This window comes from Nostoc sp. ChiQUE02 (genome assembly GCF_034531305.2).
Taxonomy (GTDB): domain Bacteria; phylum Cyanobacteriota; class Cyanobacteriia; order Cyanobacteriales; family Nostocaceae; genus Nostoc.
In genome coordinates this window covers 101,635-125,015 of sequence record NZ_JAVRBN020000003.1, presented here as the reverse complement: position 1 = coordinate 125,015, position 23,381 = coordinate 101,635, and the positions used below count along the sequence as shown (strand labels likewise).

At 41.5% G+C, this 23,381-nt stretch carries 24 protein-coding genes and 1 pseudogene; 13 read left to right on the top strand and 12 right to left on the bottom strand.

Translation table 11 applies throughout. The annotated features are described in order from the left end of the window. Nucleotides 1-37: 37 nt before the first annotated feature. Nucleotides 38-1,135: a tetratricopeptide repeat protein gene (locus RM347_RS04260; RefSeq protein ID WP_322718970.1), complete on the bottom strand. Its 1,098-nt coding sequence runs from the start codon at nucleotides 1,133-1,135 to the stop codon at nucleotides 38-40. A 158-nt stretch (nucleotides 1,136-1,293) separates the two neighbouring features. Beyond that, a complete protein-coding gene (gene queA / locus RM347_RS04255) occupies nucleotides 1,294-2,478 on the bottom strand; it encodes a tRNA preQ1(34) S-adenosylmethionine ribosyltransferase-isomerase QueA (RefSeq protein ID WP_322719062.1) in 1,185 nt (394 codons plus the stop codon). A 245-nt stretch (nucleotides 2,479-2,723) separates the two neighbouring features. On the opposite strand from queA, the gene RM347_RS04250 reads away from it, so the two are divergent. Beyond that, entirely contained in the window at nucleotides 2,724-3,113 is a 390-nt protein-coding gene (locus RM347_RS04250; protein WP_069068139.1) for a hypothetical protein, read from the top strand. 69 nt (nucleotides 3,114-3,182) lie between these two features. Here RM347_RS04250 and RM347_RS04245 read toward each other — a convergent pair whose 3' ends face one another. Further along, nucleotides 3,183-3,698 carry a YraN family protein gene (locus RM347_RS04245; protein ID WP_322718971.1) on the bottom strand — a complete coding sequence of 172 codons (516 nt, stop codon included), beginning with the start codon at nucleotides 3,696-3,698 and terminating at the stop codon, nucleotides 3,183-3,185. A 23-nt stretch (nucleotides 3,699-3,721) separates the two neighbouring features. On the opposite strand from RM347_RS04245, the gene RM347_RS04240 reads away from it, so the two are divergent. Continuing rightward, the gene (locus RM347_RS04240) at nucleotides 3,722-4,297 is read left to right on the top strand and encodes a pentapeptide repeat-containing protein (RefSeq protein WP_322718972.1); all 576 of its coding nucleotides are present in this window, start codon (nucleotides 3,722-3,724) and stop codon (nucleotides 4,295-4,297) included. A 215-nt stretch (nucleotides 4,298-4,512) separates the two neighbouring features. On the opposite strand, the gene RM347_RS04235 is transcribed toward RM347_RS04240, so the two are convergent. Then, nucleotides 4,513-4,890, bottom strand: coding sequence for a hypothetical protein (locus RM347_RS04235; protein ID WP_322718973.1), 378 nt, complete (start codon nucleotides 4,888-4,890; stop codon nucleotides 4,513-4,515). 163 nt (nucleotides 4,891-5,053) lie between these two features. On the opposite strand from RM347_RS04235, the gene RM347_RS04230 reads away from it, so the two are divergent. The 5 genes from RM347_RS04230 to RM347_RS04210 all read left to right on the top strand — a co-directional run bounded on the left by RM347_RS04230 (nucleotide 5,054) and on the right by RM347_RS04210 (nucleotide 8,836). Beyond that, the gene (locus RM347_RS04230) at nucleotides 5,054-5,833 is read left to right on the top strand and encodes a Uma2 family endonuclease (RefSeq protein ID WP_322718974.1); all 780 of its coding nucleotides are present in this window, start codon (nucleotides 5,054-5,056) and stop codon (nucleotides 5,831-5,833) included. Nucleotides 5,834-6,139: 306 nt separating this feature from the next. Next, complete coding sequence (locus RM347_RS04225; protein WP_322718975.1) at nucleotides 6,140-6,382, top strand: DUF1902 domain-containing protein; 243 nt, start codon at nucleotides 6,140-6,142, stop codon at nucleotides 6,380-6,382. Then, nucleotides 6,382-6,579 (top strand): type II toxin-antitoxin system HicA family toxin, encoded by a 198-nt coding sequence (locus RM347_RS04220; protein ID WP_322718976.1) that lies wholly within the window; start codon nucleotides 6,382-6,384, stop codon nucleotides 6,577-6,579. The genes RM347_RS04225 and RM347_RS04220 overlap by 1 nt, the downstream gene beginning before the upstream one ends. 599 nt (nucleotides 6,580-7,178) lie before the next feature. Next, complete coding sequence (locus RM347_RS04215) at nucleotides 7,179-7,862, top strand: hypothetical protein (RefSeq protein WP_322718977.1); 684 nt, start codon at nucleotides 7,179-7,181, stop codon at nucleotides 7,860-7,862. Nucleotides 7,863-8,626: 764 nt separating this feature from the next. Further along, the gene (locus RM347_RS04210; protein WP_322718978.1) at nucleotides 8,627-8,836 is read left to right on the top strand and encodes a pentapeptide repeat-containing protein; all 210 of its coding nucleotides are present in this window, start codon (nucleotides 8,627-8,629) and stop codon (nucleotides 8,834-8,836) included. On the opposite strand, the gene RM347_RS04205 is transcribed toward RM347_RS04210, so the two are convergent. Then, nucleotides 8,833-9,090 carry a hypothetical protein gene (locus RM347_RS04205; protein WP_322718979.1) on the bottom strand — a complete coding sequence of 86 codons (258 nt, stop codon included), beginning with the start codon at nucleotides 9,088-9,090 and terminating at the stop codon, nucleotides 8,833-8,835. The two genes, RM347_RS04210 and RM347_RS04205, sit on opposite strands and share 4 nt — an antisense overlap. A 2-nt stretch (nucleotides 9,091-9,092) precedes the next feature. Continuing rightward, nucleotides 9,093-10,868 carry an N-acetylmuramoyl-L-alanine amidase gene (locus RM347_RS04200; protein ID WP_322718980.1) on the bottom strand — a complete coding sequence of 592 codons (1,776 nt, stop codon included), beginning with the start codon at nucleotides 10,866-10,868 and terminating at the stop codon, nucleotides 9,093-9,095. Nucleotides 10,869-10,952: 84 nt separating this feature from the next. On the opposite strand from RM347_RS04200, the gene RM347_RS04195 reads away from it, so the two are divergent. After that, a complete protein-coding gene (locus tag RM347_RS04195) occupies nucleotides 10,953-12,590 on the top strand; it encodes a CTP synthase (RefSeq protein ID WP_322718981.1) in 1,638 nt (545 codons plus the stop codon). A 139-nt stretch (nucleotides 12,591-12,729) separates the two neighbouring features. Then, on the top strand, nucleotides 12,730-13,152 hold the full coding sequence (locus RM347_RS04190) for a hypothetical protein (protein ID WP_322718982.1): 423 nt from the start codon (nucleotides 12,730-12,732) through the stop codon (nucleotides 13,150-13,152). 191 nt (nucleotides 13,153-13,343) lie between these two features. Here the strand turns inward: RM347_RS04190 and RM347_RS04185 are convergent, their stop codons facing one another. From RM347_RS04185 to RM347_RS04170, 4 genes are all read right to left on the bottom strand, one after another. Then, a complete protein-coding gene (locus RM347_RS04185) occupies nucleotides 13,344-14,789 on the bottom strand; it encodes a sugar ABC transporter substrate-binding protein (protein ID WP_322718983.1) in 1,446 nt (481 codons plus the stop codon). A gap of 433 nt (nucleotides 14,790-15,222) precedes the next feature. Further along, the gene (locus tag RM347_RS04180; RefSeq protein WP_322718984.1) at nucleotides 15,223-16,119 is read right to left on the bottom strand and encodes an ROK family protein; all 897 of its coding nucleotides are present in this window, start codon (nucleotides 16,117-16,119) and stop codon (nucleotides 15,223-15,225) included. A gap of 221 nt (nucleotides 16,120-16,340) precedes the next feature. Continuing rightward, nucleotides 16,341-16,550: a hypothetical protein gene (locus RM347_RS04175; protein WP_322718985.1), complete on the bottom strand. Its 210-nt coding sequence runs from the start codon at nucleotides 16,548-16,550 to the stop codon at nucleotides 16,341-16,343. Nucleotides 16,551-16,639: 89 nt separating this feature from the next. Beyond that, complete coding sequence (locus tag RM347_RS04170) at nucleotides 16,640-17,536, bottom strand: ABC transporter permease (protein ID WP_322719063.1); 897 nt, start codon at nucleotides 17,534-17,536, stop codon at nucleotides 16,640-16,642. Nucleotides 17,537-17,763: 227 nt separating this feature from the next. Here RM347_RS04170 and RM347_RS04165 point away from each other — a divergent pair, with 227 nt between their 5' ends. Then, a complete protein-coding gene (locus RM347_RS04165; protein WP_322718986.1) occupies nucleotides 17,764-18,003 on the top strand; it encodes a hypothetical protein in 240 nt (79 codons plus the stop codon). Nucleotides 18,004-18,143: 140 nt separating this feature from the next. Here RM347_RS04165 and trxB read toward each other — a convergent pair whose 3' ends face one another. Next, nucleotides 18,144-19,514: a thioredoxin-disulfide reductase gene (gene trxB / locus RM347_RS04160; RefSeq protein WP_322718987.1), complete on the bottom strand. Its 1,371-nt coding sequence runs from the start codon at nucleotides 19,512-19,514 to the stop codon at nucleotides 18,144-18,146. 80 nt (nucleotides 19,515-19,594) lie between these two features. Between trxB and RM347_RS04155 the strand changes: the two are divergent. After that, nucleotides 19,595-19,696: pseudogene (locus tag RM347_RS04155) on the top strand (Uma2 family endonuclease); the annotation flags it as partial. A 200-nt stretch (nucleotides 19,697-19,896) separates the two neighbouring features. Continuing rightward, nucleotides 19,897-21,228, top strand: coding sequence for a class I SAM-dependent methyltransferase (locus RM347_RS04150; protein ID WP_322718988.1), 1,332 nt, complete (start codon nucleotides 19,897-19,899; stop codon nucleotides 21,226-21,228). 126 nt (nucleotides 21,229-21,354) lie between these two features. Here RM347_RS04150 and RM347_RS04145 read toward each other — a convergent pair whose 3' ends face one another. Beyond that, nucleotides 21,355-22,344: an FkbM family methyltransferase gene (locus RM347_RS04145; RefSeq protein WP_322718989.1), complete on the bottom strand. Its 990-nt coding sequence runs from the start codon at nucleotides 22,342-22,344 to the stop codon at nucleotides 21,355-21,357. A 364-nt stretch (nucleotides 22,345-22,708) separates the two neighbouring features. Here RM347_RS04145 and RM347_RS04140 point away from each other — a divergent pair, with 364 nt between their 5' ends. Beyond that, nucleotides 22,709-23,263: a type IV pilin-like G/H family protein gene (locus RM347_RS04140; protein ID WP_322718990.1), complete on the top strand. Its 555-nt coding sequence runs from the start codon at nucleotides 22,709-22,711 to the stop codon at nucleotides 23,261-23,263. Nucleotides 23,264-23,381: the final 118 nt, after the last annotated feature.

Here is a 23,381-nt window from a genome sequence, read left to right as displayed (position 1 = left end):
TGTTAAGTTGCACCTCGCATTAATAACTCTAAGTTTTTTATTGTCTGGGACTCGTTGAGGTAGATTGTGGTTCAACTGAGACAGGGTTCGCGGGCGTTTCTGATTGATTTGGCGTCTGTGCCTCAGGCGTTTTTACTACATTACTTGTAGAATCTGAACTCTGAGACGGAGTAGCTGTTTGACTGGCTTGGGGTTGTTGTTGCCCAGCCTTCTGGGCGATTTGCTGCATTAGCTGCTCAATTTTTTCAGCTTGCTCAATGTTGCCTTGCTGACGATACTCGTTATGAGCACGTTTCAAGACTCCACTGGCTTTCTTGAAGTCGCCCTGATTATATAAAGTGACTCCCAAGTTATAGTAAACTGAGGCATTTTTAGGATTTTGGCGAATAGCTTGCCGATAAACAGAAATAGCCTCAGCAGCTTGACCATGCAGTGCCAGTAAACTTGCCATGTTGTTGTAAGCTGTGGCATTTTTAGGATCTAGCTGCAAGGCTTGGCGGTAAGTAGCGATCGCAGGCTCAATTTGACCTTGTTGTTGCAAGGCGACCGCCAAGTTAAAATAAGCATTGGCATTGCTGCTATCTAAATTAATTGCTTGCTGGTATGCTGCGATCGCTTCCTGTATTTGTCCTTGTTCATACAGCACCAAACCCAGATTATACAGCGCTGCTACCCTTGTGGGATCTATAACCAGGCTTTGGCGATAAGCCGTAATCGCTGCATCTTTTTCTCCTTGTCGCTGCAACGCTAACCCTAAGTTGTAATAAGCCTCGCTAAAATTGGGATTAATCCTAATCGCCTCTGTATATTCTTGTAAAGCTATATCCAGGCGATTTTGTTCCATGAATATATTACCCAGATAATTTCGCGCTGCCCCAAGGCTAGAATCTCGCTGCAATGCCTGACGAAAGGCATATTCCGCCCCCTGTAAGTCTTTGCGGTTATAGCGCGTCACTCCCTGCTGGAAAAAGCTCGCTGCTTGAAGATCCTGAGAAATTGCGGTTTCTGCCAGCAGCTTGCTTCCGGCGAAATTAGTAATTGTTGGTGCAGCCAAGACCAAAAACGCAGAACAGCCACCGAGTGTCACCTGGCAAAATAAATTTAACCAATGAGAAAATAGGAATTTTTCAGACATGAGTAGTAGACCTGTACTTATTTTTAACTCCTCATAAGTCAGAGTACCCACCACGAAAGAAAAAATTCCAAATTCTCAACTTTTAACAGACGCGATTAATGAGCCAGCGCGTTGCGGGGGTTCCCCCCGTTGTAGCGACTGGCGTCGCGTCTCTACTCCTAACTCCCCACTCTCACAGCTTCCGGTAAAATTAGCATGGCATCACCAAAGGAATAGAAACGATATCCAAAAGCGATCGCTTCGTTGTATATATTCAATAACCGTTGTCTGCCAATGAGCGCACTTACCAACATCAGCAAACTGGAACGCGGTAAGTGAAAATTGGTAATCAAACCATCTACCACCCGCCATTGGTAGCTGGGATAAATAAACAAGTCTGTTTTACCGCAAAATGGTTGTAAATTTCCAGATTGAGCCGCCCCTTCTAAAGCCCGTACTGCCGTTGTTCCCACAGCAATAATCCGCCCGCCAGCTGCTTTAGTGGCGCGGATTTGCTCTACTGTGGCGGCAGGAACTTCAATCCATTCTTCATGCATCTGGTGGGTAGTTACGTCCTCCACTTCCACAGGGCGAAATGTACCTACACCAACGTGTAGCGTGACAAAAGCTTGATTGATTTTGCGATCGCGCAACTTTTGTAATAATTCTGGGGTAAAGTGTAATCCTGCCGTCGGAGCTGCGATCGCTCCTGGCTGTTTGGCATAAACTGTCTGATACTGCTCATCAGCAGCTTCTGAGGTAGTAATGTACGGTGGTAGCGGTACTTCACCAAATACCTCTAACAGTTGCACCAAAGAGTTTCCTTCTGGTACATCAAATTGCAACAAACGCCCCCCAGTTGCTGCGTCTGTTTCTAAAACCGTAGCCGTTAGCTGGGGACTGGGAACTGGGTAAGAATCTTCTTGCTCCCTAATTCCTAATTGCCTTGCTTCAAAAATAATCTTCGCTCCCTGTTTGAAGCTTTTTCCTGGCTTAACTAAAGTTAACCAACAGTTATACTGCCGTTCTTCCAATAGCAACACCTGGATTTTACCACCAGTAGATTTATGGCCATAAAGCCGCGCTGGAATGACTCTTGTATTGTTCATAACCAACAAATCACCTGAGCGCAGCAGTGCAGGCAAATCATGGAAAATGTGGTGTAGGGGTGCTGTTTCGGTGCCTGTAGTGGGAGAATCAACTACCAGTAAGCGCGAACTATCTCTAGGAACTGCTGGATTTTGGGCAATGAGTTCTGGAGATAGTTCGTAGTCATAGCCAGCTACCGAGCAATCTAATTCAAAATTTTTTTCTTGTGGGCTAGATGTGTCTTTCAAATTGGCTTGTACTAGTTTTTGGTTTATTTAGTATTTATACTCTCTTAAAAAAGCTGGTTTTAGCTTTCCCTTCTAAAGGAACTTTAAGGCATCTTCGCTCAGTTTTCTCGCTAGGCTATAAGATTGATACTATTAAGTAACACGGAAAAATTAACATAAAAATTGGGTAAACCTCCCCATCTAAAAACGGGGGCTTTTACCCTACCGGGAACAGGCATTGATTGACGAATATATATATGTAGGATTGGCTTTGATCCCAAGCACCAACAAACATGGAATACTTGTACTATCTGGCAAATGCCAGTCTAACCCTGAGGGTCGTTCAACACCTGCACGCTAGACCCCAGACACCAGTTTCGTTCGTCACCGTAATTCATCAAATTGATGGCTGGGTGGTTAGGATCAAACTCAGAGGTCAAGTCTCGCCCCAAGAAGATGGCGACTTTCGCGCTTTTCTAAATGAATTAGGAATCAGCTACGAACCGCCAATGAGGGTGCAAATGGCACTTTGGAGTTTGGAAGCGGGACAGTGCCCTGTGGACGTGATGCGTCGCTATCAGGTAGCGATCGTCTCTCATGGTAGTCCAGAGAGAGACGAAATCGAGGCATTCCGGCAACAGTTTGTCCGAGGCTTAGGCTACTGCCCAGAAACTTTGGCGTGACACTATTTGGTTGTAACGCCACTACAAAATTATGGTCATTGGTAATGAAGATATTTTATCCATTACCGATTAACCATTATCAATTGAAGAGTCGAAAGCTGCCAGAATGTATTCTTGCAGCTTAAACTTGTATCCGGCTACTGATGAAGTAGCTAGAGCTTTCTGGCTTGCTGTAACCCCAGTTATATTTTTTGATATCTGTTGACAGTAGACAATAGCAACATCAAATCTACAAGAATAATCTGCTTTCTCAGGATACTGGGCTAAGAATATTCCAGCTGTACGCCAGATTTTTGCTTGCTTTTGTGGGGTGATTGCACTTCTTCCCCCTCCATCCCAACTACCTGAACTGCGGGTTTTGACTTCGACAAATGCCAGTAATGATTGTTGAGTTAAGAGTTTTCCTCCTTGCTCCCCTGCTTCCCCTACACTTCCATCATATTGAGCAATAATATCAATTTCTCCCCAGCGGCAAGAAAAGCGACGATGCAGAATTATCCAACCTGTAGATTGCAACCATTGGGCTACTAGGTCTTCTCCTAGAGAGCCAATATCTGGATAATGAGATGGAGGAAGGTTAGCCATTGACTAAAAATATCATGAATTCTATGAATTCTAAGTTAAGCGATCGCACAGCGGATTCTACACTCGACTCATCCCGAGCAAAGTTGGGATTGAAGCGTAAAACAAACCATCACATTTGGGCAAGCATACTCAGCTTATTCCTTTGGGGAATAGTTGGCATCACCGCAACCGTAGGTTTTGCTCCAACAGCTTTGGCACTCGAATATAATAAAGAAATTTTGGTCGAGGCTGATTTCTCAGGACGCGATTTAACAGACTCCAGCTTTACCAAAGCTAATCTCCGCCAGAGTAACTTCAGCCATGCTAATTTGAACGGTGTCAGTTTCTTTGCAGCAAATTTGGAGTCTGCGAATTTGGAGGGATCTGACTTGAGAAATGCCACTTTAGACTCAGCTCGTTTAGTCAGAGCAAATTTGACAAATGCACTGTTGGAGGGTGCTTTTGCTGCTAACGCCAGATTTGATGGTGCAATCATTGACGGGGCAGATTTTACCGATACGCTACTACGTTCCGATGAGCAAAAAAAATTGTGCAAACTTGCCAAAGGAACTAATCCCATTACAGGACGAGATACGCGTGACACGTTGTTTTGTCCTTAGTAAGTAGAAGGCAGGAGGCACGAGGTAAAAACTGCTCAGGAAGCTAGATTTCAGTGGCTGGTATTTTACGTTTAATTATGTCCACCTAACTTATGTCTACCTGTACATTCGATAGGGGCTGAAGAAGAGTAAATTACAGCAAATTTTCATTAGGTAAGTTTGAAACCTCGTCCCTGATGGGTGGCTTCCCTCTCTCCTGCCTCCCGAATGAGCACCTACCAACCACGTGCACCAATCTTTTGACAAACAATTTGCATTCCTTTACCTGGTGAAGAATTGGCTACAAAAGGTATTTCTCCTTTCTCCTGATCTTCTTGAAGTAGTTGTCCCTCAGATCCGTAAATGGCAATGCGATTCCGAAAAAGCCGTGATTCTTTGCACGAAGCATCGAACGTAGTCTCGAAGATGCCATCACCATACATTCCGTAAAGCTTGTATGTCGTGCCCTTAATAGTTTTTGTATCCAGAGCTACGCTGTTTCCCAATTTATCATGCCCTACAGTGATATATCTTTGTGCATCTTGGGCGATCGCACTACCATTACTTAATAAAATAGCGATCGCTCCCACCATGCCGCCTAACTTAAAATACATACACTTTCAAAATATAAGATTTCATATATTTCTACCCGCGATCAAAGCGGTTCTGGCAGGGTAAAAGCACTGAAATCAAGACAGAGCAAGGTGTTATACTAGTTAGTAACACCTTATGGGAAGCGTAAAGCACTAAATAAATAGCTCCAATACTTTTCAAAGTATGAGTGAAACACTTGCTGATATTGCCATACCGCCTCAGTTTCCCGATCACACTCAACTACCAGAGTCTGATGGTACGTTTGTGAAAAATTTTCAAGAGCATCCTCAAACCATCATTCTCACAGACTCAATTGTTCAGGTTTTGCAACGCGTACATCCAGATGGACAGTATTGCATTGGTCAAGATTGTGGTATTTACTGGCGAGAGACCGATCCACCAGAAAAAGGAGCAGCAGCACCCGATTGGTTTTACGTCCCTGGTGTACCACCAAGGCTAGATGGCAAAAACCGCCGCTCCTATGTTTTGTGGCGGGAATATATACCCCCATTGATTGCCGTAGAACTAGCTAGTGGTAATGGCGATGAAGAACGAGATGTCACTCCTTTACCTCTAGCTGATAGTCGGGAAGGCGCAAAACCAGGTAAATTCTGGGTATATGAGCGAATAATCCGAATTCCCTACTATGCCATTTATGAAATTAGTAATGACAAACTGGAAGTTTATCACCTGGTAGATTTTTGTTACCACAAGATGCAGCCTAATGAACGAGGCCACTACCCAATTCCTCCTTTAGGAGTAGAACTAGGGTTATGGCAGGGAAACTACTTAAATAATCCTGAACAATTGTGGTTGCGCTGGTGGGATTTAGAGGGAAATCTGTTACTGATTGGTCAAGAAGAAGCTGATTTGCAAAGGCAAAGAGCCGAGCAAGCTGAACGAAAAACTGCACAATTAGCAGAACGGCTCAGAGCAATGGGTATTGATCCAGATGTAGAGTAATATTTACTAAGTTATAGTAAGCCGAAAAACTTAGTAATTACAGGTAAAAGCTTACCACAGACTTCAACGAGCTTTTCATTAGTAGGCAAATCAGCGATGTCTATGACGGGCTACGCCAACGCACCTTTCAATAACTTAAGGGCTGTTTTTGCTATCTTCTGCATGGCTCCATTTTTTGGGTTTGGCAGTGGGGCGATGTCTACGACGGGCTAGGCCTACGCATCTGATAACAAGTCAAGATTGCAAAATTTTCAAAGTTCTGAATTAAAATTGTTTACATACATGCGATAGCTAAAAAAGCGAATTATGAATACTTTTATTGTCAAAGTAAGCGCTTTTTGGGATTCTGAGGTTGATGTGTGGGTAGCTAGCAGTGATAATCTACCTGGGTTGGTTACAGAAGCTTCTACTATTGAGGTGTTAACAGAAAAACTCAAAGCTATGATTCCAGAACTTATTGAATTAAATAGAGTTGAATCTGGCAACAAAGATTACATTGATTTATACTTAACAACGCATCGTCATGAATCAATCAAAGTGGCTGGCTAATGAGTGTTTCCTTTACTCCTGAAGTTAAAAAGCTTTTAACAGAAGCCGGATGTTATTTTAAAAGGCAAGGTAAAGGAGATCATGAAATTTGGTATAGCCCAATTACAGATAATAACTTTGTAGTTGATAGTAAAATAAAATCACGTCATACTGCAAATGGAGTATTGAAACAAGCTGGTTTAGATAAGCGTTTTTGAGTTTATTAGGAGAGCGATCGCCTCAAAGTAGCAGATAGAAAAAAGCTTTGAAAAACCCGGAAGTAAGAAACTCCCGCACAAAATTTCTGACTTGAGTTACCATAGGCAAGCCATAGCAATGGTTTTGATATCAATGGTTTTGAGAGCTATTCTCTCGCACCCTTCTTGCCCAGTCGGGATACCTTCACATAGCAGCACCCTGTCGCGCACTTAGTCTCTTGCAATTTGCGAACTTTCTTAATAAAAGAAAGTGTCAAACACAGGTAATTATGCGGAAGACTTTAAAAGACAGAGCGAGGATGATGAAATCATTTATGGCTAATAATTAGAAGCATTTAGTGGTTTTGTTTTACCCTGGTCAGAAAAACCAATTAACTTCATTCCTGTATTCCATCATAAAACTCACCAAATCTAGCGCATTTAAAGACTTTGTAGATATAACATCAGTCAGAGGTCTCTCGATGATCCAGAACATGAACGGTCATTTTAAATGTACTGTTAATTTTTACTTAATAATAAGACGTACACTAGCTTCTTTTGAATTGCCTTATGTACACAACTCCTTATCAAAATAATTTACCAAACAACTAAAAACCTATATGTCCTTGCAAGAGATTAACAACAATCAGCAAATAATAGAAACATTAAAATTAAATCTTGAAAATCTTTTAGGAATTTCTGTTACCTTAAAATTGTCTCAAGAATCTGGTAAATTTGTTTATACTTTTACCCTGCCTAATGCTGTGGGTAATAGATTATCAGAAGCCCTTGCTTTAATAAAGCCTACACTTGTAGTACTAAGTGAAAAGCCTAGTTGCTTTGTTGATATTAAAGTAAGTGTGGCTAACGAAATAACTTATTATGAAGTTTATAACAACTTACACCAATGGTCTGAACGTCTTAAAGATGTTATAAATATAGTCCTATTAAAAAGAACTAAAATATCACCACAAAAGCTGGACTATCTTATTGGTATTGAGCCTAAAGAAACACTTAAGTTAGCCCATTATATAGTTGAATTGAATTCGATAATAGATATAAATCTACAAGATTACATAACTGATTCAATTGTCTTAGATTCAATTTTAATAGGTAAAATAAACTTTGTAAAACATGAAATCACAAAACTTGAAAATCAAGAAACTGTTTTTTCAGTAACTAGATTACCAAATGAAGAAGTAGGAGCAGGAATGGATGAAGTTAAGAACTTAGTAACGATATTAAATGACTTGAAACAAGCTGTTACAGAAGCACTAGGGTCTGGTAACAAACAAAATTTATGAAAATTAGTAGTAAAGTGCGTTTACTTTAATAGCTATCTTCAATTGAGCAATAAGCAGTATGGCGATTATGTAGTGAAAAATCAAAATATTCTCTAAGCATTTGAGACCGCTATCATCTCCCTCCCGAAATCTTGGAAACCTAGAATTGCCAAGCTCTTTTAGCTTCTATTTCTGTTTTGGCACCGAGATCGGCTTAATGCCAGTAAGTTGATAATTTCTTTTAAGTTTGAGTCATTACTTTATTTTTATTATGTTCAAACTAATATTAGTTATTGCTATCTTTATATTTTTATTTGGATTATTTCTTTTGTTATTTAGTTTTCTTTCACGAATCAATGATAGTAAAGCTTATCAAAGTATAATGGTTACGGTAGTTGCCTGTTTGATTTTTATCCCACCCGGTCTTTATCTTTATAGAGATTATTATAATGCTCTTACTGTGCTGTACAATTGTATATTTGTTACAATAATTATCTCTTATATTTTAATTATTTATTTTAGAGTTTGTAATTTCATAGCTAAAAAAGTTAGCTGCAAAATATATTTAGTTAGGCTATTATTAACACCTATATTATTAATAGGTTATATTTTTAGTGGAATATTTTTTGTTAAAGTATATCCAATAGTTAAGTTTCAATCCCAATGGGAATGTAAACAAGTAGTAACTGGTTGGAAAGGAGAAACTTCAAGTGAGTGTAATTTAATGTTCTAATGCTGGTAACAAGACGGGCTAATATTAAACTAGACAGTTGAGTTTGCACTTTGTGACAGCTACGCTATATCTGCCACCTGTGCGAACCATTCTCTCCGGAAGCAACCTCACAGGAGCCAACATGAGGGAAGCTAAGTTTTTGAATGCTAATCCCAAAAGGATCTTGAGTATAGCTTTGACCAGTTGCGACAACTTGAGGATTGTTGTTAATGATGTAACTATAGTGATTCGTATCGAGCAAATACATACATTATTGGCTTAAAACTTCGCTTTTGAGCGGGTTGCATCAAGAAATGCTAGACACTCCTCTAGGTCGTCTCCATACCAAGTACCAGCAAATTTGAGCAAGTCTTGACCTGTAGAACCTCGTCGGATCACAGATTGAGAATGATCGCCACGTTGTTTTATTTCAGCGATCTTAGCAGCAAAATCTTCAGGTGGTTCTGCTAGAGTCTCATCCTCCAGAAAAGAATCGGGCGGAATGTGTGGTTGCTCTAAAGATGCCAGAATCGCCAAATTTATTTAATACTCCTAAACCACTCAGTAATTCCCTGAGCGATCGCATTTGCCATCTTCTTCTGTTCTACTGGGTTCACTACCTGCTCAAATTCATCGGGATTGCTCATAAAACCCAATTCCAATAACACCGATGGCGCAACTGCTGGGCGTGTCAGTGCTAGGTTGTCCCAAAACACACCATAAGAAGGTTTGCCGAGTTTTTTAACAACATAGGTCTGTAAAAATATTGCCAGACTGTGGGCTTGGGGTTGATACCAAAAAGCGGCAAATCCTTTGGTTTTTTCGGCATCGCCATCATCTGGTAAGGAATTGTGGTGTATGGAAAGAGCGATCGCAGGTTCTTCTTGACTGATAATTGCCTGACGTTCTACTAGCGAAACCTCCTTATCATCCTCCCGCGTCATCACCACCGTTGCTCCTCGCTTCACCAACTCATCGCGCAGCAACTTAGATATCACCAAATTCACATCTTTTTCTAAATATCCAGTTGGGCCACTGGCACCAGATTCTTTACCGCCATGCCCTGGATCTAGTACAATCTTGAAATTAGCTAAAGGCTTGCGTCTTGTGTTCCCAATTTTAGGCGGATGACGCAAAGCTAAAACCAGGGTTGTACCGTCGTATCTCAGCTTATATCCCCACTGTTGAGCTTTTTTGAGGTTAAAGGTGTATTTTACTTGTCCTGGAGCTTCCTGTTGCCAGTCTAGGCGATAAATTAGGGGGTTATCATCCAGGCGAATTATGTCCGTTTGGGCAGTGGTATTGTAGAGAGTGAGAGCGAGAGCTTGCTCACTTTGTTGTAAGCTCACAGGTACGGGAACTTGCAAGGGGAAAACTATCTCTGTCGCACTAGGGAGTTGACGGTATCCGACACTGCGAATTATTGTCTGTGGCGGAACTGCACCAGGTAGAATGCGGGTTTCTTTACTATTAATCCAAGCGCCATAATCTAGGCGCAACCATTCACCTTCCCTACCTGTAACTGTTGCGCGTGTGCCCTTGGGCAGTGGTGTGAGTCGAGAATAATCGGTGCTAGCTCCAGTACGAGCAACGCCTGACTCTACTGTAACCTCAGAAACTGGCAACTGTGCTCTTGAGAGGATTTCAATCTTACCAGATCCTGATTGAGTTATCGTCTTGCCATCAAACGTCAGTTGAAATTGAGGTTTTCCCAGATCGGCGGCTGTTGCCACTGTGGTGCAACCTTTATAATTGCCTACGCTAGACTGGGCATGAGGCTGATTTTGCCCTGTCAAAGCTGCCAAATTACTTGGTAGTTGTGCCTGTTGAGGTTGTGGTAAAAGGGCAATAGTTTGATTAGCCAGGGTTACAGAGACATTAGCGTTAGGGGGTGCGATCCCTTCGGGGAGCTTCGCTAACGCGCTAAAACAAATTACTTCTCCCGGTAATCTGGCAATGTCAACTGCGGGAGTCAGGGAATCTTTCGCAAAGGCTACCCCCTGTGGTAGTTCAGGGCTAGCGTTAAGCCCGATCACCTTAATCTTAAGTTCTTGATTGTGGTAACGCACAGTAAAAAGATTCTCCCCCAACTGCAAGGGGAAACTAGGCGAAAAATGACCAGCTTTGCTGCGGGTAATTGGCTTACTATTGATCAAAACCTGACCATCTGGTGGTGCAGTGCCCAGAAAGAAGATTTTTTGGGCACTTGTCTGGTAGTTTGTCTGGGGAAAAACGACTATAAGAGATGGCTCTGCCAATGCTACTGAGGAGGTGAGAATACAGCTTAATATTACTAATCCTAAGAGGTTTTTCACAGCAAATCACAGAATATTACACCACAACAACTGTGGCACAATGACGGGATGTATTTTTAGAAGTTGTTAGAAATTCAAACTACTATGACTAAGTTTATCTTTGTTACTGGAGGCGTAGTTTCCAGTATTGGTAAGGGCATTGTAGCAGCAAGTCTAGGGCGTTTGCTCAAGTCGCGCGAATATTCGGTGTCGATTCTCAAACTCGACCCTTATATCAATATCGATCCTGGCACGATGAGTCCCTTTCAGCATGGGGAAGTATTCGTTACCCAGGATGGTGCGGAGACAGATTTAGACTTGGGGCATTACGAACGCTTTACCGATACCTCGATGTCGCGCTTAAATTGTGTGACTACTGGCTCGATTTACCAGGCAGTCATCAATAAAGAGCGGCGCGGAGACTACAATGGCGGTACTGTACAGGTAATTCCTCATATTACCAATGAAATTAAAGAGCGGATTCTGCGAGTTGCTAAAAGTACAAACCCTTCTGTAGTAATTACAGAAATTGGCGGGACGGTGGGAGATATTGAATCACTGCCGTTTTTGGAAGCAATTCGTCAGTTCCGTAAAGAGGTGGGACGGCAGAATGTGCTGTATATGCACGTCACGCTGGTGCCGTGGATTGCCTCTGCGGGTGAAATGAAAACTAAGCCGACACAGCATTCAGTTAAGGAACTGAGATCCATTGGTATTCAACCAGATATTTTAGTTTGTCGGAGCGATCGCCCTTTACCCAAGGGATTAAAGCAGAAATTGTCGGGATTTTGCGATGTACCGGAAGAATGCGTCATCACTTCCCAAGATGCCAAAAGTATCTATGAAGTACCGCTGAATCTAGAACGGGAAGGAATGGCAGAACAAGTCCTGAACTTGCTGCAAATGGAACAACGTAAACCAGATTTGACGCAGTGGCAAACCCTGGTACAACATTTACATAGTCCTAAGCACGAGGTAGAAATTGCCATCGTTGGTAAATATGTGCAGTTAAGTGATGCCTACCTATCTGTAGTGGAAGCGCTGAACCATGCTGCAATCTCCACTTATGGCAAACTGCGCCTGCGTTGGATAAATTCAGAAAATTTGGAAACTGAACCAGCCGAAAATTATCTTGAGGGTGTCGATGGCATAGTTGTGCCAGGAGGTTTCGGGGTTCGAGGAGTCGATGGCAAAATTGCCGCCATTAAATACGCCCGCGATCGCCAAATTCCCTTCTTGGGTTTATGCCTGGGTATGCAATGTTCTGTGATTGAATGGGCCAGAAACGTAGGGGGATTAACAGATGCCAATAGTGCTGAATTTGACCCTTATACAATTGATCCGGTAATAAATTTATTGCCAGAACAGCAGGAAGTAGTGGATTTAGGGGGTACAATGCGCTTAGGGCTATATCCTTGCCGTGTTCTCCCTGATACTTTAGCTTTTAAGCTCTATCAAGAAGATGTGATTTATGAACGACATCGACATCGCTATGAGTTCAACAATGCTTACCGCGATTTGTTGTTAAAGTCTGGCTATGTGATTAGTGGTACTTCTCCCGATGGACGTTTAGTTGAAATTGTGGAATTAACCAAGCACCCATTCTTTCTTGCTTGCCAATTTCATCCAGAATTTCAATCACGCCCCAGTGCACCTCATCCCTTATTTAAAGGGTTTATTCAAACAGCGATCGCTCTTTCTCTTTCTACATCTAGCACACCAACACCATTGGAGGTGTCATAACAATTCAGAATTCGTAATTCATAATTCAAAATTAATTTTTTAGATTTTGAATTGGCGCATAGCAACATTAACTTAAGGCTTCAGTAGATTTGAATATCCAGGGTGCATCATTCGTAAATTTCGGACTTGAGGAGATGTTGTGGCGTACTGGGTGAAAATCCTTTACGAGAGGAGAGAATATGTAGTGAATTTTGAACGTGTCCATGCTTTTTGTTATGAACTGAATGGCAGGGTTACTTTTTGGCTACCTGATAGTGCCATTCCAATAGTAATTAACCCGCAAAATAACTTGGAAGATTATCAAAAGATTCTCGATTATTTAGAATGTGTGACAGGATTAGAATTAGATCATGCCCACTGGGTGAAAATTTTTTACGAAAAAAACGAATATGTAATTAATCTCAACTGCATCAGTTCTTTCTGTCATGAACCAAATGGCAGGATAACTTTTTGGTTGCCAGATGGTACTATTCCCATCATCATTAACCCTGTGAGTAATCCTGAATCTTATGAAAAAGTTGTGAAATACGTTAAGAAAGCAACAGGATATTCTTTGTCTTGAAATTCTTGTATAGCAGAACAAGGTAACAGGAAACTTAAAAAACAGATTTACTGTTTTATCAATCTTAAAAAATGGTTTTTGGAAATTTTTGCTGAATTAGCCTAGCTATTAAATCATCTTTTTTGTAGAGTTATCTAAAAAGAAAATTGTAATTTTAGTAGTAAGGTGGTGATTTTAAAATTACATATAGCTCACTGCCATTCGTCAAAAATTTGTTTTATCTGCTCAATTGCCGTGTCTGCTGCTTCTTCTGGAGATATGCTATTGACAACTATTCGATTGAGAGCCTTACCCCAAACATTCTCTTCTAAAACTAGGCTGTAAGCAGGGTTTTGGACAATATAAAATGGGCGAGTTAGACCTTTAGTCAGTGTTTGAGTTGCAGTGGAAAGATGAGGATCTGCTGGATTTGTCCAAAAGGTGTCTTTCCAAACAGGTTTCATTACTGGTAAATACCTACCTCCGGCAGCTTTGAGATAGTTTCCTATTATCTCAGGTTTAATTAAATACGCGAGAAAGTCCTTGGCTACCTTCTGGTTTTTAGACTCGGCAAACAAAACTATTTCATTAACCGAGACTAAGTAGCGCATCGGTTTACCATTGGGTTTGTTCGGAAATTCTAGGATACCAAGCTTGTTACGATAGGTGTCAGGATCTTGGCGGACAGCAGCAGGAATTGAGAGCGAGGAGTTAGGCGTCATAACCACGCCACGATTGAGCAAGCTGCGATTATTGTCTGGATTTAACCAGTTCACTGCATCTGGTGGTACGTAGCCCTGCTGGAAAAATTTTGCATACCACTTTAAGCTCTCAACAATACCTTGACGCACCTTAGAATCATTGAGGAGAAGTTGACCCTTGGAGTCTAAAATTTGGACATTGTATGCCTCTAAAATCTGCTCAAACAAGTAATAGGTATCTGTAGATCCAATGGAGAAAGGAAAGCCTAACCCGTAAATATTCTGTTTTTGCTGTGCCCGCAGCTCATTCTGCACTTGTTTCCAAAACTCCCAAAAGGCATCCCACTCTCTGGGGATATCGCTTTGAGTTCGACCTACTTGTTCTAGTAGGTCTCGCCAGTAGAAGACATGAATTGTTAATTGATCAATTGGGACTGCATAGTAGCCCCGCTTTTTATCGACGTTATTATATAAACGAACGGCTTCCAGTACACCTTCAGAATAAAGACTTTTGACTGGCTCAATTACATCAGAGACATCTGCCAGTTTGCCTTCCCAGGCAAGACGCGGATACAGCTCCCTCTCAGCGCTGCTATTTATGACGATATCAGGCGGATTACCAGCCTGAAGTGCCCTTTGAGTCTTTTGTGGCAACTCATCGTTAGTATAGAAAGAAAGCTTAATTTTGTTGCCGCTTTGTTGTTCCCAGTTACTAATGATCAGCTGGAGCGCTTCATCTTCTTCCAGAGTATAACCTTTATCCGACCAAATCTTCAGGACTTTACTGTTAATAGGAGACTCGGTGACTGAAGATTGGTTAGATTTTAAGATGTTAATGCAGGCAAGAATTATCAAGCTGAGTATCAATGCCACGAGTACGTAGCGATGGCTAGCTCTTATTAGTACTACGGTAAAAGTTTGCTTGACTCTTTGCTGATTCTTAAAGCCTTTAGTCATTGGACTGGCTTTGTTTCTGAATAACATACTCATTTTCTATGATTTTTGCCAGAAAAATATCTTTACCGCTTCTTCTGACATCAGATAGTGCTTATTCATGTTTAGATAGTTGCTTTTCACTCACTTCTCACCATCAGTCAGAATTGCTAATTAGTTAGGCAAAAATAAATTAAACTATGTTACGCAATGTAAAACTAATCAAATTGTCTCATAGGAAGGGCTGAAGCTCTTACCCCTTGGGTGACGCTCGAACGCAAGAGCGTATTGCAGACAAAACTCACTCTAAGTGTTGGCGCAGCCTCTGTCTCCGACACGCTACGCGAACGTAGAGAAGACAAGACAGTAAGTTGGTGTCTGTAGAAACCTTTAAACCAAATTTTTTTTCTAATTCGTAAAGACAGATGTCTCTAGCTGTGATTGTTTGAACTCTAATTTAAAATTCTGAATAGTGTTGCCACGCCAACCTTGCTGCACCTACTATCCCTGCAAAATTGCCTAACTCCGCTGGCAATATTTGTAACCCCGCCCGTGATAAAGGCTGCACTCGCTTCTCAATTTCTGCCTTCACTGCTGGTAAGAAAAATTCAAAGCTGCCACTTATACCACCACCAATGACGATCGCTTGCGGTGTGAGGACATAAATCAAACTCGTCAAACCAATTCCCAAATCTCTACCATATTCTTCCCAGAAAGTCAATGCCGCGGCATCTCCTTGTTGGGCAAGAACACCTAATTCAATGGGTTCCTTGAGAGTGCGACGGCGAATCGCAGTCACACAGGCATATTGTTCCAAAGAGCCTTGATTGCCACTATTACAAACTGGCCCATTTGGGTTGAATGAAATTAAACCCAATTCCCCAGCGGCTCCTTGATGTCCAACAAATAGTTTGCCATTGAGGATAATTGCACCACCAACACCAGTTCCTAAAGTTAGCAGAATCAGATTTTGAAAGTGGCGACCGGCTCCCAACCAAGCTTCTCCCAAACCCGCGCAATTAGCATCGTTAGCGATCGCAGTCGGTTTGCCAGTTTTGGTTTCTAACCAGTCTGCTAAAGGCACATCGCGCCATCCAGGCAAGTTAATTGCGATTTTGGCAACGCGTCCTGCGGCATCGGATGGGCCAGGAGTACCAACACCAATAGCAACAGTTTGATTATCTGGATCGATTTGGGCGATCGCATCTACGATTACCGCCAGCACGTTCTCTGGTGTTGTCGGTTGGGGAGATGCCACAGTCAAAGATTGCAGACAAGTACCATCGGGTGTAAAACGCCCCAGCTTAATTGCTGTTCCCCCCACATCAATGCCAATTACTTGAGAACTCACCACTTTACAATCCTCAGACTAAGCCGCAAATTTTCGGCTTAAAAAGCATCGTAGTACAGCTTTGCACAAGTTCGTAGCCAATAAAATGGCCACGTATTAAACTTCTGTGTCTTGGAGCGTTTCAATTTTAAAGCTCAATTCATCAGAGTTTTAGCCAAATCTGTACTTAGCGTTTTAGCACGAAAAAATTCTAAATTTTCTGTTTTATTGGGTGCGAGTCCTTTTCATCCCCGATCTGTTCGCTTTGCGTCTTCCCCAGGGAGAAGACGCAAAGCTTTCAACTCCGATTTCTGTAAATTCGCAAAAGTCGTGGTGCGGAAACTCGATTGCTCCTGCCAAGCTGTAACTGGAGCACCTCTTAAGATACCAGCAAGGGCAACAGAAAGGATAAACCCACCAGTAGCGGCGGCAATTAACGTCAGGTTATCTTTCACACAAATCTCTCCAGTTATCAATTACCAGTTATCAGTTACTAGTTATCAATGATCAGCCCGTTGACTGAGAAGTGTCCACTGTTGACTGACTATTTCCGGATTCTATTTTCTCTCCGTAATCGGGGATTGACAAATTCATTTAACCCCTCCCCAAGTAGTGATAACCCTACCACCATAAATGTCATGGTTAAACCAGGGAAAAGCGTAGTCCACCAAATGCCAGTAGGTAAAGCTTCTAGGGCTTGTTTTAAATCATGTCCCCATTCTGGCACTTCTTCGGGAAGTCCTAGCCCCAAAAAGCCCAAACCGCCCAACACCAAAATTGCATCAGCGGCGTTGAGTGTGAAGAGGACGGGTACGCTTTGAATGACGTTGAAAAATAGATAACGAGAAAGCACAACCCAAGTGGAAGCACCCATTGCTTGAGCAGCTTCGATGAAGACTTCAGTTTTCACACTCACCGTGTGGTTGCGAACAACGCGGTAATATTGGGGGATGTAGGCAATGCTAATAGCGATCGCTGCATTTAATATCCCACGTCCCACCACAAACGCCAGTGTCACAGACAGCAGTAGCCCTGGTAAGGTGTAGATGCTATCCATAATAAACAGCAACACTTTATCCAATTTCCCGCCGAGATAACCACTCAGCATCCCCAAAGGCACACCGATAATCATACTCAACGCTGTTGCCAAAATCACCACCTGCAAAGCAGCTTGAGCGCCGAACAATGTTCGGGAGAACACATCATAGCCCAGGCGACTAGTACCAAACCAATATTTAGCTGAGGGTGGCTCGTGAATTGGATTAGAGAGAAAATCTTTGGGGTTTTGTAGCCATCCCCAAGCCTGGAATACAGGAGCGAAGAATGCCAGGAAAATGAAAAATAGGGTAATGGCTAACCCGATGAGCATGAGTTTTTGGGAAAGATTTGGACTTTTGCCAAACTGTAAAAATGTCGGTAGTCGCCGTTTTGTAATGGCCATAAAGCGATCGCCTGGATCAAAGCTTGATACGCTGACCATTTTACATATCAGATAGGATATTGCGTAAACATCGTGAATAAAAGTCAACTGTTTCGTGGTGGATACAGAGCTAGGCTGAGTTAGAGGTGAGATTATGCCTTATTTTTGGTGGAGATAAATTACTAGCCAAGTGTTACCAGAAAGGTAAATGATTTCAGGTAAAGAAAGGCCAAGCTAATGGAGGAATTATGAACGCTTACAAAAAATACATCACCATTACAGATCCAAATCAAGTAATATTATCTGATTTACCTTTTCAGGTAGGACAGAGAGTAGAAATAATTATATTAGCTGAGGATAATCCAAGAACGGAAATCAGTAAAAAGCTGAAAGATTTATTTGATAAAACACAGTCGCTACCCGGAGTACAAAATATTACAGAAACCGAAATATCAGCAGAAATTGAAGCTTATCAACGCGGTGAATAAAAGTTGTTATTGACACCAATGTTTTAGTTTCTGCTGTCCTTAAGGGTAGAGTACCAAAGGACGTTATTCAGTTTATTTGAGTATTGGGCATAGGGCATTGGTTATTTCTCCCTCATCCCCATGCCCTATGCCTCATTCTCTTACAAATTACTTTCAATCAACTGGCGGTACTCGCTTTTTTGCTTCACACCTTTGACTTCCTTCACCAGTTCCTTGTTTTTGAACAATTGAACCGTTGGCGTGCCTGTCACACCAGCATTTTCAGCAATATCTCGGTCTTTGTCGATGTCAATTTCTACAAAATGAATTTTGCTGTCAAATTCATCCACCACTTTATTTAAAATTGGCTTCAGGGTATGACAAGGGCCGCAGCCGGGAGAGACGTACTTAACAAGGAGTAAGCGATCGCTTTCATGGAACAATTTCCGTAAAGCATAACCTCCCTCATGGCGCGTTGCATCCAAGTTAAATCCAGCTTCTTCCTCGGCTTCAGTCTTTTTGGCTGGCTGATGTTCTAATTCATTAACCGCTGTTTCTGGCTGTTGATGGAATTCTTGAATCAAGCCACTGGATGACAACCAACGTTCTGCCAACATCGCTGCCATACAGCCAGTACCCGCAGCTGTAATTGCTTGCCGAAACTCATGATCTTGCACGTCGCCAGCAGCAAAAACGCCCTCTACACTGGTTTCTACAGAACCGGGCTTAGTGACAACATAACCTACCTCATCCAGTTCTAACTGACCTTTAAATAAAGAGGTGTTGGGACTGTGACCAACGGCGTAGAATAAACCCTTAGCGTGCAGTTGACTCTCTTCACCAGTTTTGGTATTGCGGACTTTCACCCCTTCCATGTGACCATTACCAAAGATATCAACGGCTTCTGTGTTCCAATGCACTTGGATTTTCGGGTTACTCAAAACGCGGTCTTGCATCGCTTTAGAAGCCCGCATTTTATCGGTGCGTACCAACATATTCACCTTGGAACCATACTTGGTGAGGTAAATTGACTCTTCCGCCGCCGAGTCGCCAGCACCAATTACAGCCAATTCTGCGCCATGAAAAATCGGTGTCGCACCATCGCAAATTGCACAAGCGGAAATACCCCGACTCCAAAATTCATGTTCGCTGGGTAAACCCAAACGCTTTGCTGTTGCGCCAGTAGCAATGACGATGCTGTTGGTTTTTATTTCCCTTTCTTGCGATCGCACTGTAAATGGACGCTGACTCAAGTCAACTGATATAACATCTTCAGTATATAGTTCAGCCCCCCAGCGCTCCGCTTGCGCCTTCATCTGATCCATCAGTTCCGGCCCGGTAATCCCTTGGGGAAACCCTGGAAAGTTCTCAACTTCCGTCGTTGTCATTAATTGCCCACCAGGTAATCCCCCGGCTTGGAAACCTTCAAATACAACGGGTTTCAGGTTAGCGCGTCCGGCATAGATGGCAGCTGTGTACCCTGCTGGCCCTGAACCGATAATTACTAAGTTTTCTACTGTCGGGTTAGTCATGAAAATATACGAACTCATAACGACTACGTTTAATATAGCATAACAAACTGTGATTGGCTATGCCAGATGGTAAGCGATCGGAAAAAATAAACCTGCGATCGCCTGAGATGTCTTTTGTTCGCGCTGACCGATTGAAGAAGACCAAGCGAGACTTTGTGGAGTTGGTTCCAGATCTGATGGTTACCAATGTAACCCGCTTCATCCAGTTCTAATTGACTCTTAAATATTGTGAGAGAAATCCCTATAAGTTGGGAATACTCAAGCTTGGGTGTGGCGCTATCTCAGGCAGCATGAGATATATTTGCATGTGCGTCAAACTCAAAAATGAGTTTGCGTACTGGTGGAATGCACCAGAAGAAAGTTATTAACAGGAGTAATTTAAATGATCAGTCCAGCATCTGATTTACTAGATAAAATTCGTCAGCAATTTGACACTTCTCCCTATCCCAGAGTTCCTCTTGATAAATCTCCTAAAGACAATCCTAATTTACTTTACATTCATAACTTAGTCACACCTTACTATTTAAGAAACCAAAAAGTTATCGATACCAAAGATAAAGTAATTTTGGATGCTGGATGTGGCACTGGCTATAAATCATTAGTCTTAGCAGAAGCTAATCCAGGTGCAAAAATTGTTGGGATTGACATATCAGAAGAATCGATTAAATTAGCACAGCAACGCTTAGAACATCATGGATTTTACAATGCAGAGTTTCACGTATTGCCAATTCAGGAATTGCCAAAGCTAGATTACCAGTTTGACTATATTAATTGTGATGAGCTTCTATATCTTTTTCCTGATTTAGCTGCTGCCTTGCAAGGAATGATATCTGTTTTAAAGCCTAATGGGATAATTCGCAGCAATCTGCATAGCTCAATCCAGAGATTCCCTTATTTCCGCGCTCAGAAAGTCTTTACAATGATGGGTTTGATGGACGAAAATCCACAAGACTTAGAAATGGAAATTGTAGTAGAAACAATGAAAGCTTTGAAAGATAATGTCGAACTCAAAGCTAGAACATGGAATCCTAATAAGTATGAAGGAGAGAATGGAAAAGAAGGAATTTTAATGAATTACTTATTTCAAGGAGATAAAGGTTACACGATTTCTGATATGTTTACGGCTTTGAAAGCAGCCGATCTAGAGTTTATCAGCATGGTTAACTGGCGACAGTGGGACTTAATAAACTTATTTAAAGATCCAGATAATTTGCCTGCTTTTCTGGACATGAGTTTACCAGAAATTTCTATAGAAGAGCGGCTACAGTTATTTGAACTAATAAATCCTATTCATCGGTTGATTGACTTTTGGTGCGGTCATTCTAATCAAGTACAGACTTTTCTACCAGTTTCACAATGGGCTGACTCTGATTGGCAACTGGCAAAGGTGAGTCTGCATCCTCAGTTAAAAACTCGCAATTTCCAAGAAGACCTCATAGCCTGTATTACGGAATTCAGAATATTTCCTATCAGTGACTATTTATCGCTAGTTGAGGAATTTGTTGGGATAGATAGCTCATTAGCACTTTGCTTAATACCTTTATTAGAACAACCCCAGCCGATGAAGTTCTTGGTAGAGCACTGGAAACAATTTAGACCTTTAGATCCTATAACCTTAAAGCCTACAGATGAAGGGCAAGCTTTTGAGATGGTGCAACAGCTGTTACTGAGGCTGGAGAGTTTTGGTTACGTAATGTTGGAAAGCCAATCCTAACTCTCTTCCATCTGCTCATACTCAATCCGCAACTGTAACCTCTATATAATCCTAACGAGTAGAAGGATTTTGAAGACCAGCGGGGCTGATGACAGTCTCGTTGAGTTTAATCAATTTATCAAGACCCTAGATGTTAAGAAAAGGACGAATATTAGCTACCACAGGTAGAGAATCTAATCCATATTTAATCAAGTCTGGAAAACTAGATAAGCTCTCTATAATGGATTGAGCAAAGTTATATTTCGGATTATCGCCATAGTTTACTGTTAGGTGCTCTAGTAACTCTAAAGTATAATCTGGAAAACCTAGAACATCAGCTAAACAAGCTAGTTTTAGAATTTTAGACTGTTCTTGAATCTGAAAATTAACATTTTCTCTAATTGGATCTTGGAGATAATAAGCATCTCCCCACAGTATTTGCCCTCGACGCCGTGTTGATGGGATTGGTGAGCGAGCGCGATGACGGTAGGCAGTTTCTAAATCGAATAACGTAAAACCATGTCCTCTTAAAAGAATATCTACATCAGCAAATAAAGGTTGATTTACGTATAAATGTGAAAATTCAACTTCTACTTGAATTCCCAACACACCACGTTTTAAAATCTCCAATGCTCCTTCTAAAACTTGAAGTTCTGCACCTTGAACATCAATTTGTAAAAAATCTATTGTATTTATTGCTTCGGCATTGCAAAAAGTATCTAATGTAGTTGTCTCAATTTCTATAGTGAAATCCAAATTGCATAATTCCGGCAGATTCTTAAATCTGGCTGTATATGCTTCGTTTGGCGGATATAGGGAACTACACATGGGATGCTTAGTTACATAAAGGGTTGCCTCTTCTACAGACTTCCCAAGTGCTAAAGGAATATGCTTTTCAGTCCAATTTATTTGTTTCAATTCCAGTTCAGCTTCAGCAGCCTCACAAGCATCTGCATCTGCATCAAAACCGTAAATAGTCAGGTTAGGAGCAAATAAATTCCAAGCACCAGCACCATAGTCATCTTCTGATGATAATTTACGAGATCCTACATTGCATACTGTTATATGAATTTGGTCAAGCAGACCTTTTTCTTTAAGGCTCTTTACAAAAATAGACATCTCTTGCTCAATTTCCATGTATTTTCATAAGCAAGTATGTATAGTACATTCCACCCTGTCAACTGTCCCATAGAGTCTTCGGAAGTTGCAAAAGGGGTTAAGTGATCTTTAATAACCTGCAACCAGTATCAATCCTATCTCCCTAGATGGCTTCAACAGATAGCTTTTTTAACTGAACAATACCGATATTGGAGGATCTGTAACTGATAAAACTCTTTATACATAAGGAAAACAGCCTATAATCTAACGCGATCGCCATATAAATAAAAACACAGATGAATAGTTGAAAAAGTTTTTTTAGGTGGGGTGATATGAAACCAAATACGAGTGGGTAAGTTACATCTAGAACACACAAGCGCTTCCTACCCCAGGAAAAACACTTATGAAAACCGAATTGAAAGCAAAGTTTCTCCAACACCTCCTCGGCAAAAAGAAGGAAAATGAGGGTTTTACACTCATTGAACTATTAGTAGTAATTATCATCATTGGTATTTTGTCTGCGATCGCTTTGCCTTCTTTCCTCAACCAAGCTAACAAAGGTAAGCAGTCAGAAGCTAAACAGTACACTGGTTCTATGAACCGCGCTCAACAAGCATTTCTTTTGGAAAATGGTGATTTCACCACTGTAATGGATAAATTAGGTCTTGGTATTAGAACCCAAACTGAAAATTATGCATACGCTATTAATGGGAATACTACTCTGGTTGCCAACAATGGTATATCTCTGAAAGGAACGCTCAAATCCTACAAGGGTGTTGTTGTTAAATCAATAGTATTGTCTACCAGTGAAGCAACTACTCTTGCCGTTTTATGCCAGTCTGATACTGTTGGTGACCGGAGTGCTGAAGTAGCAAGTTATGGCACAGCTGGAAACTCATCAGGTACTCCAGTGCAACCTGGTTGTAACACAGGCTTTTCAGAGTTGACTTCTAAATAACAACTTGAGTTCTATATCTAATTGCAAACTTTACAACAGTGGGTAGTCTAAGCTACCCACTTTAATTTTGTTCTTAATTCTGGGAATAGTACTAGTACTATCCTGAAAATTCTTGACT